Annotated in this window: 11 protein-coding genes, 1 tRNA gene and 1 other RNA gene; 5 read left to right on the top strand and 8 right to left on the bottom strand. The window is 59.6% G+C overall.

All coding sequences use genetic code 11. From position 1 onward, the window contains the following. Nucleotides 1-3: 3 nt before the first annotated feature. The 6 genes from H6F58_RS09030 to H6F58_RS09005 all read right to left on the bottom strand — a co-directional run bounded on the left by H6F58_RS09030 (nucleotide 4) and on the right by H6F58_RS09005 (nucleotide 9,060). On the bottom strand, nucleotides 4-1,704 hold the full coding sequence (locus tag H6F58_RS09030) for a DHA2 family efflux MFS transporter permease subunit (protein WP_195181603.1): 1,701 nt from the start codon (nucleotides 1,702-1,704) through the stop codon (nucleotides 4-6). A gap of 190 nt (nucleotides 1,705-1,894) precedes the next feature. Next, nucleotides 1,895-2,692, bottom strand: a complete 798-nt coding sequence (gene recR / locus H6F58_RS09025) for a recombination mediator RecR (protein WP_195181602.1) — start codon at nucleotides 2,690-2,692, stop codon at nucleotides 1,895-1,897. 80 nt (nucleotides 2,693-2,772) lie between these two features. After that, complete coding sequence (locus H6F58_RS18185; RefSeq protein ID WP_195181601.1) at nucleotides 2,773-6,363, bottom strand: DNA polymerase III subunit gamma and tau; 3,591 nt, start codon at nucleotides 6,361-6,363, stop codon at nucleotides 2,773-2,775. A 9-nt stretch (nucleotides 6,364-6,372) separates the two neighbouring features. Then, nucleotides 6,373-7,293, bottom strand: coding sequence for a tRNA glutamyl-Q(34) synthetase GluQRS (gene gluQRS, locus H6F58_RS09015; RefSeq protein WP_171919616.1), 921 nt, complete (start codon nucleotides 7,291-7,293; stop codon nucleotides 6,373-6,375). 28 nt (nucleotides 7,294-7,321) lie between these two features. Then, an RNA gene (gene ffs / locus H6F58_RS09010) (signal recognition particle sRNA small type) lies at nucleotides 7,322-7,418 on the bottom strand. A 109-nt stretch (nucleotides 7,419-7,527) separates the two neighbouring features. Further along, the gene (locus tag H6F58_RS09005; protein ID WP_146277538.1) at nucleotides 7,528-9,060 is read right to left on the bottom strand and encodes an HNH endonuclease signature motif containing protein; all 1,533 of its coding nucleotides are present in this window, start codon (nucleotides 9,058-9,060) and stop codon (nucleotides 7,528-7,530) included. A gap of 188 nt (nucleotides 9,061-9,248) precedes the next feature. On the opposite strand from H6F58_RS09005, the gene H6F58_RS09000 reads away from it, so the two are divergent. Then, a tRNA-Ser gene (locus tag H6F58_RS09000) sits at nucleotides 9,249-9,336 on the top strand. Nucleotides 9,337-9,465: 129 nt separating this feature from the next. Further along, nucleotides 9,466-9,831, top strand: coding sequence for a VOC family protein (locus H6F58_RS08995; protein ID WP_146277539.1), 366 nt, complete (start codon nucleotides 9,466-9,468; stop codon nucleotides 9,829-9,831). 108 nt (nucleotides 9,832-9,939) lie between these two features. Here the strand turns inward: H6F58_RS08995 and H6F58_RS08990 are convergent, their stop codons facing one another. Beyond that, entirely contained in the window at nucleotides 9,940-10,980 is a 1,041-nt protein-coding gene (locus H6F58_RS08990; RefSeq protein ID WP_060700475.1) for a 2-oxoglutarate and iron-dependent oxygenase domain-containing protein, read from the bottom strand. Nucleotides 10,981-11,536: 556 nt separating this feature from the next. Between H6F58_RS08990 and H6F58_RS18180 the strand changes: the two genes are divergently transcribed. Together H6F58_RS18180 and H6F58_RS08985 are read left to right on the top strand one after the other, a co-directional pair. Then, on the top strand, nucleotides 11,537-11,848 hold the full coding sequence (locus tag H6F58_RS18180) for a type II toxin-antitoxin system VapB family antitoxin (RefSeq protein ID WP_075972394.1): 312 nt from the start codon (nucleotides 11,537-11,539) through the stop codon (nucleotides 11,846-11,848). A gap of 72 nt (nucleotides 11,849-11,920) precedes the next feature. Further along, nucleotides 11,921-12,547: a LytR C-terminal domain-containing protein gene (locus tag H6F58_RS08985; RefSeq protein ID WP_146277541.1), complete on the top strand. Its 627-nt coding sequence runs from the start codon at nucleotides 11,921-11,923 to the stop codon at nucleotides 12,545-12,547. A 19-nt stretch (nucleotides 12,548-12,566) separates the two neighbouring features. Here the strand turns inward: H6F58_RS08985 and H6F58_RS08980 are convergent, their stop codons facing one another. Next, entirely contained in the window at nucleotides 12,567-13,256 is a 690-nt protein-coding gene (locus H6F58_RS08980) for a DsbA family oxidoreductase (RefSeq protein ID WP_060700477.1), read from the bottom strand. A gap of 129 nt (nucleotides 13,257-13,385) precedes the next feature. On the opposite strand from H6F58_RS08980, the gene H6F58_RS08975 reads away from it, so the two are divergent. Continuing rightward, nucleotides 13,386-14,108 carry a YoaK family protein gene (locus tag H6F58_RS08975; RefSeq protein WP_348536386.1) on the top strand — a complete coding sequence of 241 codons (723 nt, stop codon included), beginning with the start codon at nucleotides 13,386-13,388 and terminating at the stop codon, nucleotides 14,106-14,108. Nucleotides 14,109-14,143: the final 35 nt, after the last annotated feature.

The following is a 14,143-nucleotide window of genomic DNA, read 5'->3' as shown; positions in this document are numbered from 1 at the left end:
CTCCTAGTTGCCGTTCGGCTTCATCGCTGGTTCGGTTCCTTGCTTGCTGGGCGCAGTTGGCTCCTGGATTTCAGCGCCTGCATTCTCGTCGACGGCAGCTATGCCATTGGCTTCAAGCGCGGCTTCGGCGTCAACTTCCTGCATGCGCTCGGTGGCGGTCTGCGTGGTCAGGGCCTGGTTGGGTATCAGGCAGACAGCAATCACGATGAGCAGCGACAGCGGGGCTGCGAAAGTGAACAGGGAAGGCACCGCGTCACCGTAGATGGATTCGAAGATGACGCGCACCGGCTCGGGCAGGGTGGAGATGGTTGGAAGGTTGCCCGAGGACAAGACCTCTGCGACCGCTTTGCCCTTTTCGCCCAGCGACCCGATGGCCTGCATCAAATCCGCCTGGCGATCGGCAATCATGTTCGGAATGGATGCTGCCAGGATGGCGCCCAATCCGGCGGTGCCGGCGGTGCCGCCCAAGGTTCGGAAGAAGTTGACCGAGGAGGAGGCGACACCCAGTTCCTTGATGTCAACGGAGTTCTGCACCACCAGCACCATGTTCTGCATGACCAGGCCCATGCCGGCGCCCAGGATGAACATGAAGGCCGCAACCAGCGCGTAGTTGGTGTTGTAGTGGATGGTTCCCAGCAGGAACAGTCCAATGACGATCAGCACCGAGCCGGTGATCACCAGCGGCTTCCACTTGCCGGTGCGGGAGATGAACTGGCCGCCGATGGTGGAGATGACCAGCAGGCCGCCCATCAGGGGGAAAGTCATCAGGCCGGCCATGGTGGCAGAAGCGCCACGGGCCATGATCATGTACTGGCTGAGGAACACCGAGGTGCCGAACATCGACACGCCTACGGCCAGTGAGGCGATCACGGCGAAGGTGAAGGTGCGGTTCTTGAACAGCGACATGCTCAACAGCGGTTCGGAGGACTTGATCTCGACCAGGATGAACGCTGCCAGCAGGAGCACCGCGCCAACCACCATCATCAAGCTGGTGGCCGAAGCCCACTCGAACTCGGAGCCGCCCAGCGACATCCAGATCAGCAGCAGCGAAACGCCGCCGGAGAGCAGCAGGATGCCCCAGTAGTCGATTTTGACCTTGCGCTTGGCGACGGCCGGAAGGTGCAAGGTGCGCTGGATCAAGATGACCGCAGCGATGGCAAAAGGCAGCGCGATGAAGAAGTTCCAGCGCCAGTTGATGGTGTCGGTGACGAAGCCGCCGATCAGTGGCCCGCCCACGGTGCCGATGGCCATGACTGCGCCGAACAGGCCCATGTACTTGCCGCGTTCGCGTGGCGAGAGGAAGTCGGCCATGACGATCTGCGCCAGGGCGCCAACGCCACCGCCGGCCAGGCCCTGGATGACGCGCATGGCGATCAGGAAGCTGGTGGTCTGCGAGAAGCCCGCGGCAGCGGAAGCCAGGACGAAGATCGCCAGGGAGATCTGCAGCAGCAGCTTGCGGTTGCCCAGGTCGGCGAGCTTGCCCCAGATCGGGGTCGAAATGGTGGTCGCCAGCAGGGTAGCGGTCACTACCCAGGTGTAGGCGGTCTGGCTGCCGTTCAAATCCGAGACGATCACTGGCAGGGAACTGGATACTACGGTGCTGGCCAAGATCGAGACGAACATGCCCATGAGGATTCCGGTCAGGGCGGTGAGGATTTCACGGTGCGTCATCTTGGGCCCGGCGACCGGTGCGATTGCGGTCATTGAGCCTCCAAAAAGTTAAAGTCAGGCCCAAAGAACCTGAATGGTTGATTGATGTCAACTATACGAGGATAGTTGATTATTATCAACTATGGTGTTTCATCGCACACCGATATCCCGAGGAAAACGGCATTAAAAGAGAACCCCGCATATCCCTTCGGTGAAGGGAGTGCGGGGTGCGCAAGGAAAGGGCTTATCGGCTGCGGTGGTTATCCATCTCTGGAACTACCGGGTGCGAAGGGCTGCCGTCGCCAGCCTTGGGGGTTTTCGCCGGATCAACGGCTCTGAAGAGCTTGGGCTCGGTGGCAGGAGCCTTGCTTGGAGTATTTTCGGCTTTTCCAGATGCTTCGGCATCTTCGGCCGCGGGAGCCGGACGTCGCGCGTTCGACGCGCTGGACCCGGCAGTGCGACGGCCTTCAAAGGCTCGTGCTAGGGTGACGTCATCGGCGTATTCCAGGTCTCCGCCCACCGGCAGGCCGGAGGCCAGCCGGGTGATCCGGATGCCCAGGGGAGCCAGCGCGCGCACCAGGTACACGGCGGTGGCCTCGCCCTCGAGGTTCGGGTCTGTGGCCAGGATCAATTCGGTAATGGACTCGTCGGCCAGGCGCGTGACCAATTCGCGAATGTGCAGCTGCTCCGGGCCGATGCCGGCCAACGGGTTGATCGAGCCTCCGAGCACGTGGTACTTGCCGCCGAAGGCGCGGGTGCGCTCAATGGCCATCACGTCTTTGGATTCCTCGACGATGCAGATCTTGGTTCCATCGCGGCGTTCATCGCGGCAGATGGCGCAGATCTCCTGCTCCGAGATGTTGAAGCAGATCTCGCAGAACTTGACCTTCTCCTTGACCAGCTGGATGGACGCGGCCAGCCGCGTCATATCCTCGGCATCGGCATCAAGAATGTGAAAGGCAATGCGCTGAGCCGATTTCGGGCCGATGCCAGGCAAGCGACCGAGCTCGTCGATCAATTCCTGTACAGCACCTTCGTACACGTGCGCCTTCTTTCTGCTTTGCTGGGAATCTTCCCTGTTACACCCTAGTGTCTCACCCCGACAGGATGCCGTGGTTTCCGCTACAGGCTGCGCTTGATTTCCACGACATTCCCGTTCACATCACGCTGCTCGATGACCATGCCGCCGAGCAGTCGTTCCACGGCGGGAACACCGATCAACGCGGAATCCTCGACCTCGATGTCATCGTCGCTGGGGACGAACTCCTCGGGCTCCTGATTCTGCGCAGCGGCAGGCGCCGCAGCTGGTCCACCCCACCCGCCGGCAGCCTGCGCGGGTGCCGGCGCACTAGGCGAGCTCTTGGCCTGGTTCATCAGCTGCTGATAGCGGCTCATGCGCTGGCCAGCGGCTGGCGCGGCCGGCTCGCTGGCCATTGCCGCCTCCTGTTGCGGCGTGCCCCAGCCCGGAGCGGTTTCAGGCGCTGGCGCGGGCTTTGCCGGAGCATCATGCTCTGGAGTCCTGGCCGGAGCAGGCGCCTGGGCTTGCTGCTGTGGTGCTTCGGCGGCCGGGATCTGCGGTTCCGGCTCCACAGCGGTCGCCGGAGCAGCCGATGGCCGCGGGGCCACAGGCGCGTGAACCTGAGGCGCCGGTTCTTCGCTTTCGCGAACGGCCAAGTCCTGGAACGAGTCCGTGGTGCTCTGCGGGTGCAGTGGAGTGCTCGAGACCGGACGTGGAATATTCGGCGTGCCAACTTCAGCCTGCCGGGCACTGAGCCCAGCAGTCAGCCGAGGCTTCGGTGCTACCGGTGGGCCTCCAAAACTGCGTGGCGCGCTTGGCTGCTGCGGCTCGGGAGCAGCCGCTGCCTGTGCGGGGTGCCCGGTGGCTTGAGCAGGCTGGGCCGGCTCAGGCTGGCGCTGGGGTTCGCGCGCAGCTGCCGGTTCTGGCGCGTAGTACGGATCATCCGGGAACGGCGGCTCGTCCATGAACGGCTCGTCGTAGGGTGGCGGCACGTCATCGTAGGAGCTGGCGTAGCCGTCGGTGGCTCCTGCACCCGGCGTGGCTGGTGGCGGTGCCACTGGCGAGGCGGCCGGGGGCGTGCTGGCAGCAGGCGCCGGGGCGGCGGCTTGTGCGCGCGCAGCAGCACGCGCAGCTACCCCAGCAGAAGTTGCAGCCTTGGTGAACTTGGTTGGTGCTGGGGTTTGCGCCGGGAGTGGCCGGCGCTCACCTTTTGGGGAACCACCGCCAGCTGGGTTGGAACCGCCTTCGGTGAGTACTACTTCTATGGGGGAGCCGGCGAATTGCGAAACGACCCCGGTCAGGGTGTTCATCAAATCCGGCCGGTTGCGCAGGTTCACGATTGGACCGGTGTTGCTGAACGCCAAGGTGAGCGTGCGACCGTCAAAACCAGCGACAGAACCATAGGTTGCCACCATGGAATGCAGAACTCGTGAGCTTCCCTGCAACTGCTGCAGGATCATTGGCCAAGCCTGCTGGAATTTCACGACAGGGGAACCGGCGCCAGGCTGCTGCGCTTGCTGTTGAGCCGGTTGAGCCTGCTGTTGCTGTTGCTGAGCTTGCTCGCGGGCAGCACGTTCCTGGGCTTCGCGTTCTGCCTTCTCGCGCGCAATACGTTCCTGTGCTTCACGCTCGGCTTGCTCGCGTTGTGCCTGCTCTTGGCGTGCCTGTTCACGAGCGGCACGTTCCTGGGCTTCTCGCTCGGCTTGCTCGCGTTGTGCCTGCTCTTGTTGAGCCAGTTCCTGCTGTGCTTGAGCTTGCTGCGCCGCCTGGCGCTGTGCATCGAGTTCTGCCTGGCTGGATTGCTGTGCCGGAGCCGGAGCCTGGGCTGGGGGAGCAGTCTCAACGGGTGCCTGCTTTTGAGGCGCAGGAGCAGCCGGCTGCTGGGCACGAGACTCGGCAGCTTTGCGAGCGAATTCGGCCATGGCCGGATTCTGCTTAACATCATCGATGGAAACCCCGGTGCCAAATGACAGGTCTTCGCCGCTGGAAGGATCTGGAACCAGGCTGAATGGCGCAACACCTTCAGGGCGGGCTGCAGGAACACTTGGACCTGGCTGGACTTCGGTGGTCACAGAGAAGCTATCGTCCTTCGGACCCCATGTTGCACCCCAATCTGCAGCTTCGCCAGTGTTCAGCGAAGACTGCGCATCTGGGTCCAGTGGTGCATTTGGATCATCGTCGGCAGGTTGCGGCTGTTCCTTGGCTGCAGCCTGCTGAGCCTCTTGAGGTGGTTGAGGTTGCTGCGCCTGAACAGGTTCGGCCTGGGGCCGCTGAGCTGGCTGCTGCGCCTGAACAGGTTCGGCCTGGGGCTGCTGAATTGGTTGCGCTGGCTGTTCAGCTGGCGCTTGCGTCTGGGGGGCAGGCTCGTGTTCCGGTGCCGGCATGGCCACACCCTCGCGGCGGGCCTTGGCGGCGGCTAGCGCCTCGCGCACAGCGGCCGCGCCCTGGCGAGCAGCGCCAGGATTCGGCGTTGCACCCATCGAAGCCGACGAATCGGCGGTCTGGTCATCGTCAAGTGCTGGAAGCTCGCCACCGCTCATCGCATGGCGTTCCAAGCGATCCAATCGTGCGGCAAAGGAAGACACCGAGTTCTCGGAACCCGGCAACATCAATCGGGCTGCTAGCAATTCCAAGTGCAAACGAGGAGAGGTGGCGCCGGTCATCTCGCTCAGCGCCTTGTTGGTGACATCTGCCCACCGGGAAAGCTCGCCGGCGCCAACCAGGCCAGCCTGCAGGTGCAGGGCCTCCAACTGGTCCTCGGGTACACCGCGAAGGATCTTTTCCAGGCCTTCGGGCATGGCCTTGGCAATGATCAGATCTCGGAAGCGTTCAAGAATATCTTCAACAAAGCGTCGTGGATCCAAACCGGTCTGGATGATGCGGTCAATGGCGCCGAAGAGACCAGCGCCGTCAGCCTCGTGAAGCGACAGGGTCACTTCATCCAGAAGGGTCGAATGGGTATAGCCCAGCAAGGCAATGGCGGTTTCGTAATCCAGCGTTCCTTCACGGGCACCAGCCATCAGCTGGTCAAGAACCGAGAGGGTATCGCGGACCGAACCGCCACCTGCACGGATAACCAAAGGAAGTACGCCCTCGGCTACCGCGACATGTTCGCGTTCGCACAAAACCTGCAGGTACGCCAACAAGGCCTCTGGCGGAACCAGGCGGAAGGGGTAGTGGTGGGTACGGGAGCGAATGGTCCCGATAACCTTCTCGGGTTCGGTCGTTGCGAAGATGAACTTGATGTGCGCTGGTGGCTCTTCAACGATTTTCAACAGGGCGTTGAAGCCTGCCGCGGTCACCATATGGGCCTCATCGATGATGAAGATCTTGTAGCGGTCGCGTGTCGGCGCGAAAGTTGCCCGTTCGCGCAGGTCGCGGGCATCGTCCACGCCACCGTGGCTGGCAGCGTCAATTTCGATAACATCCAGCGACCCCGGGCCGCCATTGGCCAGCTCAACACAGCTAGGGCAGGTGCCACAAGGTACCGGCGTTGGGCCCTGCTCGCAGTTCAGGCAACGTGCCAGGATTCGGGCGGAAGTCGTCTTGCCGCAACCGCGTGGGCCGGAGAAGAGGTACGCGTGATTAACGCGGTTTTTCTCCAGAGCCGTCATCAGGGGAGCAGTAACGTGCTCTTGTCCGATGACGTCGGCAAACGTATCGGGACGATACCTGCGATATAGCGCTGTACTCACACCGGTTCCCTATCGGTTGCGTGATGCCGGGGGCATCAGCTGTTGGACGATATTTTCAGGTTCTACGATCCACGGCTCACGTGGCAAGTTCACCGGATCGAAAGCTTCCAGGGCTGCCAGCAAACTCGTGCTGGGCAAGCCCAATGACTCTAGCAAAATCGCCACAACATCGGCTGGATGTACCCCATGTTCGGTGATCTCTTCGAGTGTTACAGCACCATCGCGCTTGGCTAGGCGCTGGCCCTTGGTATTCAGAGCGAGCGGGACGTGGGCGTACTCCGGAACGTCGTAGCCCAAGAGCGTTGCCAGATACCCCTGTCGTGGCGCGGAAGAGAGCAGATCATCGCCACGCACAACTTGATCAATTCCGGAGAGCGCGTCATCGACCACGACGGCCAAATTGTAGGCAGGAGCACCATCATTTCGGACCAGGACAAAATCATCAACTACGCCGGCATAGCCGCCAGCCAGCTGGTCGTGAACCGAGAATTCAGTTACCTCGGCGCGCAGGCGCAAGGCGGCAGGACGATCTTGTGACTTGGCTTCACGTTCGGCCGGGCTCAGGTTCCGGCAGGTACCCGGGTAGGCGCCGGGTGCTGCATGCGGCGCGCTGGCAGCTTCGGCGATGTCCTTGCGAGAGCAGAAGCAGGGGAACACCAAGTCCTGCTTTTTGAGCTGTTCTACGGCGTCGAAGTAAATTGGCAGGCGTTCGGATTGGCGCAAGAGTGAGCCGTCGAATTGCAGGCCCAAGGACTCCAGTTCGGAGATTTGGATGGCTTCTGCCCCGGAGCGGACCCGGTCAAGATCTTCAATGCGCAACAAGAATTCACGTTGCGTGGAACGAGCGAAGAGCCAAGCTAGAACCGCCGTGCGCAAATTGCCGAGGTGGAGCGGCCCTGACGGGCTAGGGGCGAAACGGCCAGCGCCCACGTGGACTCCCCTTCGGCTTGCGTGAAAAAGTAAAGACCCCTCATGCACCTGCCAGAGCCCATCTACCCTTGCTACCTTCCGGTCCTGGGGGAGTTCAACAGGATGACACCACACGAGGGGTCACCAAAAATACTACCCGAGGGTGGTGCTTGGATAAAAATCGGGCAGCGTGCGCTTGCTCTCAGGCCCTGAATGTAAAACAAGAAATTAAGTGGCGAATCCGGGCGTGAACCTTCATCCTGTTTCCCCGTCTACTGGTTCTAGCCATCCGAGTACCTTGCGCACCCTGTCATTGAGTTGAACTGTCGGCAGCATCGGCGTTTGCTCTTTTTCAAAGTCGAAATTCTGCACATTGGTGACACTGCCCGGAAGTTCGATGCACACCACGCCATGCGGGGAACGCCAGTTCACGGATCCATCGGCCAGGTAGGTGGCCTGCCACCCCAAGGCGTGTTTGAACATCTGATGCCGTTTGCATAAAAGGTGGGTGTTGGTCCGAGAGGTGTGCCCGCCGTTGGCCCAAGCATCAATGTGGTCGATCTCAGAGGTCTCCGCTGGACGGTTGCAGCCAGGGAAGCGGCAACAAATATCCCGGCTGCGCAGTAGATCGCGCAGTGCCTTGGATGGCCGGTATTTCTCACGGCCAACATCTATTACGGCACCAGACCACGGGTCGGTGAGTACCTTCATGAAAGATGGGGCATCCTTGGCAATGCGTAACGCGGTTCCGATAGGTATGGGCCCGTAGCCTTCCAGATCGGCCAGAGCACGCTGGGGATCGGCCAGCATCTCGAGGGCGGGAATGGTCACCGCAACTCGTGCCTTGAGCGGAGTGCCCCCTCCAGCTGGCCATCCGTCAATGAGTGCATCACAGATGATGTCCAGGCGCCGTTGCTGTTCGGTGCGTTCATCTTCGGGATCATCGTGTTGCGAGGCATGCCAATTGACGGTGTTGATGATGCTCAACGTATTTTCGGCAGGCATGTACAGCTGGATCACCGACATCCCATTGGGTTCGTTCCAATAGGTGACCTTTCGGTCTTCAGCACTTTTCTTGTGCCGTTCTTCAATAGGGCGAGGGTGAAGGCGCTCGTGGATCTTGCGAGCCCTGTGGGCAACGGCAGCATCCGAGGCGGTCCGGGCAATGGGCAACAGGGTTTGCTGCATATGCCGGACATCTTCCGGCTCAAGATCCTGGGACTGTTTGACGATCTCTTGAGCCGTTCTGGTGGTGATCTCTCCGCGGCTTAGCTCTTCAAGAGTTTCAGGACAAAGATGGCGCAGGCCTTCTGCGATGAATAAACGGTCTCGAACATTCGCCTCGGAGGCTCGTAGGGCCATCGCAGCCTCGGCTACAAACGAAGAACGAATGACAGTTTCTTCCGAAGGGCTGATGCCGTAGTACTGGGATGACTGTTCTTGAAGCCCGTCTGAAGGCGTCTGGATAAGTGGGTCTTGGCTGCCCTGGGCTGAGGACTCTTTCACCGCATGTTCATACGAGTCCGCCAATACTGCTGCTTCCGCAGCGTCCAGCATGCTCCGTAGGCGGGACACGATTTTAAGTGTTCCCAGGCCTTGGCTGGTTGTGAGTGCAGGCAACCGGTCGTAGAGCTGTCGCGCCGTGGCGGCAATCTGCGCAAAAAGGTTATCTTGATCCAAATTCGCGGCCCAAAGGCCAAAATCTCCCGGTGTGGTGCGTTGTCCAGGAGGGCCAATGTGCAGGCGCCGAGGATCATCGCTGCTGTGAAATACCTCTCTTTTGCTCATGAATAGCAGTATCGGGGCTCATTTGAGGGGCAGAACCGGAAAGTTGCAGGGTGGGTATAACCTCTGAAAACACTGGATTTCAGGGGAGAACGGCTTTAGTGGCGGTGCGGGAAACGGCAAGAGAACTCTCGATTCGTGATTGAGCGAGAATTTAGATATGCTGGATCCTGCTCCTCGGAGCAAACTGAGGAGGATTCGCCTAGCGGCCTATGGCGCACGCCTGGAACGCGTGTTGGGTTAACGCCCTCAGGGGTTCAAATCCCCTATCCTCCGCCAATTTTAATGCCTTGGTTCATCATGGAAATGATGAACCAAGGCATTATTTTTTTGCCATCTGAGATCGGGGGAATATTTCCCGGTATGATCCGAATCAATTGACGACCAATCTTTTGACGAGGCAAGACCATGGCAAGTGTATTGAGCGAGATTTCGGTGGACTGCGCAAATCCAATGCTCCTAGCTCGTTTCTGGTGCGAAGTGCTGGACTACGCGGTACGAGAAGAAGAAGTCGGATTAGTCAGCATTGGTCCGCAGAATGACGGCGGCGCATCCGTTGTTCTGACCTTCGCCCAGGTTCCAGAACAGAAATCGATCAAAAACAGGCTGCACCTCGATGTCCGGCCACGTGGAACTGGGCAGCAGCAAGAAGTCGACCGCTTGCTGTCATTGGGGGCCGCATACGCAGACGTTGGACAGGATGATGACGTGACGTGGGTGGTACTTGCCGATCCTGAAGGCAACGAGTTTTGTGTCCTCGCTGGCAGCGAGTGAGCCGATAAAAACAAGAAAGACCTGCTGGCCTTGACTCGAAAAATAATTTCGAGCCGGGACCTGCAGGTCTTTCTAGTTCGCGTCCTCGCGTGGAGGGAGCCGTTCGAGCTATGCGCTCTTCTTGGCCTTGACGACTTCTGGGTAGTGGATTGCAGCGGTCTGCGGGTGAGCGCGCAGCCAGCCCTTGAGTACATTGGCGCCGTACGAAGCCAGCATTGGATTCTCCGGGTCATCTGAGACGCCACGGGCTTGGGCAGCCAGCTCTGCGGGCAGCTCGACCTTGTCGATGACCGCGTCGAGCCGTGGCGAGTAGAAGAACGGCACGGAGTAGCGGTCAACGCCAGCAGGTGGAGCGATCACGCGGTGAATGGTGGCCATCAGGTAACCATCGGTGGCGACCTCCAGCATTTCGCCGAGGTTGACGACCAATGCGCCCGGAGTTGGTGGAACCTCAATCCACTCTTCCTGGCCGTATGGCTGGACCTGCAGCCCGCCGACCTGGTCCTGCAGCAACAGGGTTACGAAGCCGTAGTCGGCGTGCAGGCCAACACCTTGGTTGCCCGACTCGGGAACAACATCGCCGGATACGTAGTGAACCAGCTTGCCCATCCACGAAGGGGTATTGGCAAAAGGCTCATCGAAGTGGTCTTCGGGCAGTCCCAGGCCCACGGCAATGGCTGAAAGCAGCTCATGTCCAGTCTTGTTCATCAGCTCGGCCCAAGCCATGGCACGGTCTTCGAGCTGTGGGAAATCTTCTGGGAACTGGTTAGGTCCCTGCAGGTTCAGGTAGGGCTTGTCGGCTGGCACTACAGCGAGGGTTTCACGCTCGGGTCCGTAGTCAATCTGCTCGCGGGCGTCGGCGCGGCCGCGGGTGATCTCGGTGCCCATGCGGGTGTAGCCGCGGAACTGGGCGCTATTGCGGTTGTCGAGCTTAATCTTTTGCTCGACTGGCTTGTTGAAGAACTCGGCGATGGTGTCCAGCAGCTCTTGGTCTTGGCCTTCTTGGGAGCTGTAGCCAACGATTTGGAAGAATCCAACACGATGGGCCGCGTCACGAAGTGCAGCGACGAAATCTTCGTTGAAGGTGCCGTCTGCGTTGCGCGAGGTAGAAATGTCGAGGACTGGGATCTCGGTGACTACGTTTTTCATATCCCCAGAGTGCACCTTATGAAGGGATTGTTACCAGCCTAAGTTACGCCCGGTTCCTCCAAGTTTCTCGCGATGTCACAATCCTTGCGAAGAAATAAAATGAGGTCCATAATTCGGTTTTCCGCCATTGGCGAGGAATCTGAATCATCCGAGACGGGTACCTGCCAGCGCTCAAAAAGGCGCAACTATCCCAGTGCGTATACAGCATACGATGCAGGTCCTTGGGCTGTGCAAGAATGACGTGACGCTGGACGCTCGTAACTGGACGCAGCCGTGGCTGACGTCGTGCAACGGCCATTTGGCTCGGTGATTGTTACCAGAGGATTCACGGTGGCAGGCCCATTCAATGTCAGGACTGCCCGCGTTATTGGAATGTGGAACAACAGGAGCTTTCCGGCGGCTCACAAGCAATGGCCGAGTGATGGCCCGTGGAGTCATATGAGGCCGCTGGGTTCAACCGGTAACTGGGCCTGACGGCTATTACTTGTCCAAGCGCGCACTGCCCGTGCAGCAGGTAATTCCAACGATCTGAATACTCGGAGCTTATGCTTGAAAGGTGATATTTCGAGCAGTAGGTGACGGCCGACCATACCCGGCGCATGGGCTGGTCTCCTCTCGCGACTGGAGTGAATTGCCCCCGCAGCAGGTGAAGCTGGATCAGCTGGTTACGACCAAATCCACTCTTGATCTGGAAGCACTGCTCTCAGAAGATTCCACATTCTACGGTGACCTGTTCCCTCACGTCGTTCGATATGACGGCGTTTTGTATCTAGAAGACGGTGTGCACCGTGCATTACGTTCTGCGCTTCATCATCGCTCTGTAATACATGCGCGGATATTGGATTTGGACGACGATTCGATAAGCTAACTGCCACGAGGATGACGAGGTGGTTCTCCTCAGCTAGTCGTAGCCACAGACTACCCGGAGCTAGGTGGGAAGATGCGTGAACGCGAAGACCCGGGCGAATGGCACGGGGCGCATATTGTTGATGAGCAAGACTTGAGCTTCAGCTCGGATCGCAAGGCCAAGAAGCGTGCGCGCAGAAGGCAAAATGCGGTGTTTTCCGTGATGGCAGTTCTTGTCATCGCCGTAACCGTGGGCGCACTGCTCATTGTTACCGGAAACTGGAATCCGGGAGCAGAAGCTACGACTGAAGAAACTGCAGAGCCGGCTCCGGCAAAAATTGAGAACGAGAAATGCCCAGAGGTGGACTTCTCATACCAGGACCCGCAGAGCTTCAGGATCCGGGTGCTTAATACAACGAATATTGCCGGGCTCGCCGGAGATACCGCAAAGTCGCTGGAAGAACGCGGTTTTAAGATCTCGTCGTTGACCTCGGGCTGGACTTCGCTTTCTGGCACCATCGGCGCTGTCATTGCCGGGCCTGACGGCTATGCCCAGGCATTCACCGTCCAACGCCAGGTACCCGGATCGGTGTTCATCTTCGACCCGGAAAAGTGGGGTTCGACGGTAGACCTGGCGGTCGGCGAGAAATTCGAGGGCCTGCAAAAAGACCGCAAGCTGGATAGGTCCGCCGGCAAGCTGGTGTGCGCGCCGGCGGACTAGCCAGGCTGGAAGCCCGGACCTACTGGGCCTGTACGTTCTCCGCGTAGACCTGGGTCAATGCGTTGGAGAAGACCTCAGCCGGTTGTGCACCGGAAATACCGTACTTTCCGTCGAGCACGAAGAATGGAACACCGCTAATTCCAAGCTGCTGGGCCTGTGAAATATCGGCGTTGACTTCCTCGGCATAAGCACCGGCTTCGATCTGCGCACCCAGCTCTTGGGCATCAAGTCCCAACGATCCAGCCAGCTCCAGCAGGGTTTGAACATTCCCGGTGTCCAGCCCCTTTTCAAAGTGCGCCGACAGCAGCAATTCCTTCATCTCGTTGCCGGCCCCGTGCTGCTTTGCGTACTCCAGAACACGCAAGGCGGTAAAGGAATTGGCTACCTTGAGATTCTCGAAGTCGTAGGCCAGGCCTTCTTCTGCAGCCTGGGCGGTTACATGCTGCAGCATCTGCTGGACCTGCGACTGATCCAGCCCCTTCATCTTCGACAGGTATTCTGCTTCGCTGCCGTCATAGTTATCGGGCAAGGATGGGTCCAGCTGGTAGGCATGCCAGTACACGTCGACGTTCTGCGAATATTCAAAAGATTCAACGCCCTGCTCAAAGCGGCGCTTGCCAATGAAGCACCAGGGGCAGGCGATATCGGAGAAGATGTCGACGCGTAGGCGCTTGGACTCGGCAGGCTGTTCGCCAATAATTTCACTCATACTTGAGCTAACAACTTTGTACTGAAATGCATTCCGCAACCCCAGCGAACCGGCCACTGCCAATCGCTGGAATACTGGGAACGAGACAACGGCGTCCGGGATAGCGGGCATCTACAGAAAGCGGTGCATGTGGCAAAGAATCTTCGCTGGGGCGGAATCCTCTTTGCCGGAGCCATCACCGCAATGGCCGGGTTTGTGGACGGCGTCGGATTTGTGCACTTTGGCGGCTATTTCTTGTCGTTCATGTCCGGGAACTCCACGCGTTCTTCCGCGGCGCTGATGACCGGTGATCTCACGGGGTGGATCAATGCCATGTCATTGGTGGCAAGCTTTGTCATTGGCGTGGTCATCGCCACCCTGTTGACTTCTTCTCTGGCTGCTTTGCGCAGGCCGCTAGCCATGTACCTCAGTGCCGGATTGCTCCTGGCTGCCGCTGCGACGGGAACCGTCCAGCCGAACGCCACAGCACTCTTATTGTCGGCCGCCATGGGGGTGGTGAACGTGTCCTACACGCGTTCCGGCGAAGTCGCTTTGGGCCTGACCTATATGACCGGCACGCTGGTCAAGCTCGGCCAAGCCCTCGGCGGCGCAATCCTTGGGCTGGTGACAGGTTCCAACCAGGGGGTCAATCGGTTGCTATGGCTTCGCTACGCGGTGCTGTGGGCCATGATCACGGTGGGATCGCTCGGTGGCGTTTTCGCCTACCTCCATTTGGGCCTGGGCAGCCTTTGGATTGTCGGAGCGGGGATGCTCCTTTGGGCCACCCTGGCCTTGTTCCAGGAACTGCGGGCCAAGGCCGATCCACGCTCAGGACCTGCAACTGCCAACACAGACCGGCAGCGAATCGACTAGGAAACATCCAGATACGGCAACGGCGCCCAGCCTCA

The sequence above is a fragment of the Glutamicibacter sp. FBE19 genome (assembly GCF_015524875.1).
Lineage (GTDB): Bacteria > Actinomycetota > Actinomycetes > Actinomycetales > Micrococcaceae > Glutamicibacter > Glutamicibacter halophytocola.
This window is presented reverse-complemented; position numbering and strand designations above follow the sequence as displayed.

Excerpts from the sequence above, each read along its gene's own strand:
- H6F58_RS09030 (WP_195181603.1), bottom strand. The coding sequence starts at position 1,704 with ATGACCGCAATCGCACCGGTCGCCGGGCCCAAGATGACGCACCGTGAA.
- H6F58_RS09005 (WP_146277538.1), bottom strand. The coding sequence starts at position 9,060 with ATGAGCAAAAGAGAGGTATTTCACAGCAGCGATGATCCTCGGCGCCTG.
- H6F58_RS08995 (WP_146277539.1), top strand. The coding sequence starts at position 9,466 with ATGGCAAGTGTATTGAGCGAGATTTCGGTGGACTGCGCAAATCCAATG.
- H6F58_RS08990 (WP_060700475.1), bottom strand. The coding sequence starts at position 10,980 with ATGAAAAACGTAGTCACCGAGATCCCAGTCCTCGACATTTCTACCTCG.
- H6F58_RS08985 (WP_146277541.1), top strand. The coding sequence starts at position 11,921 with ATGCGTGAACGCGAAGACCCGGGCGAATGGCACGGGGCGCATATTGTT.
- H6F58_RS08980 (WP_060700477.1), bottom strand. The coding sequence starts at position 13,256 with ATGAGTGAAATTATTGGCGAACAGCCTGCCGAGTCCAAGCGCCTACGC.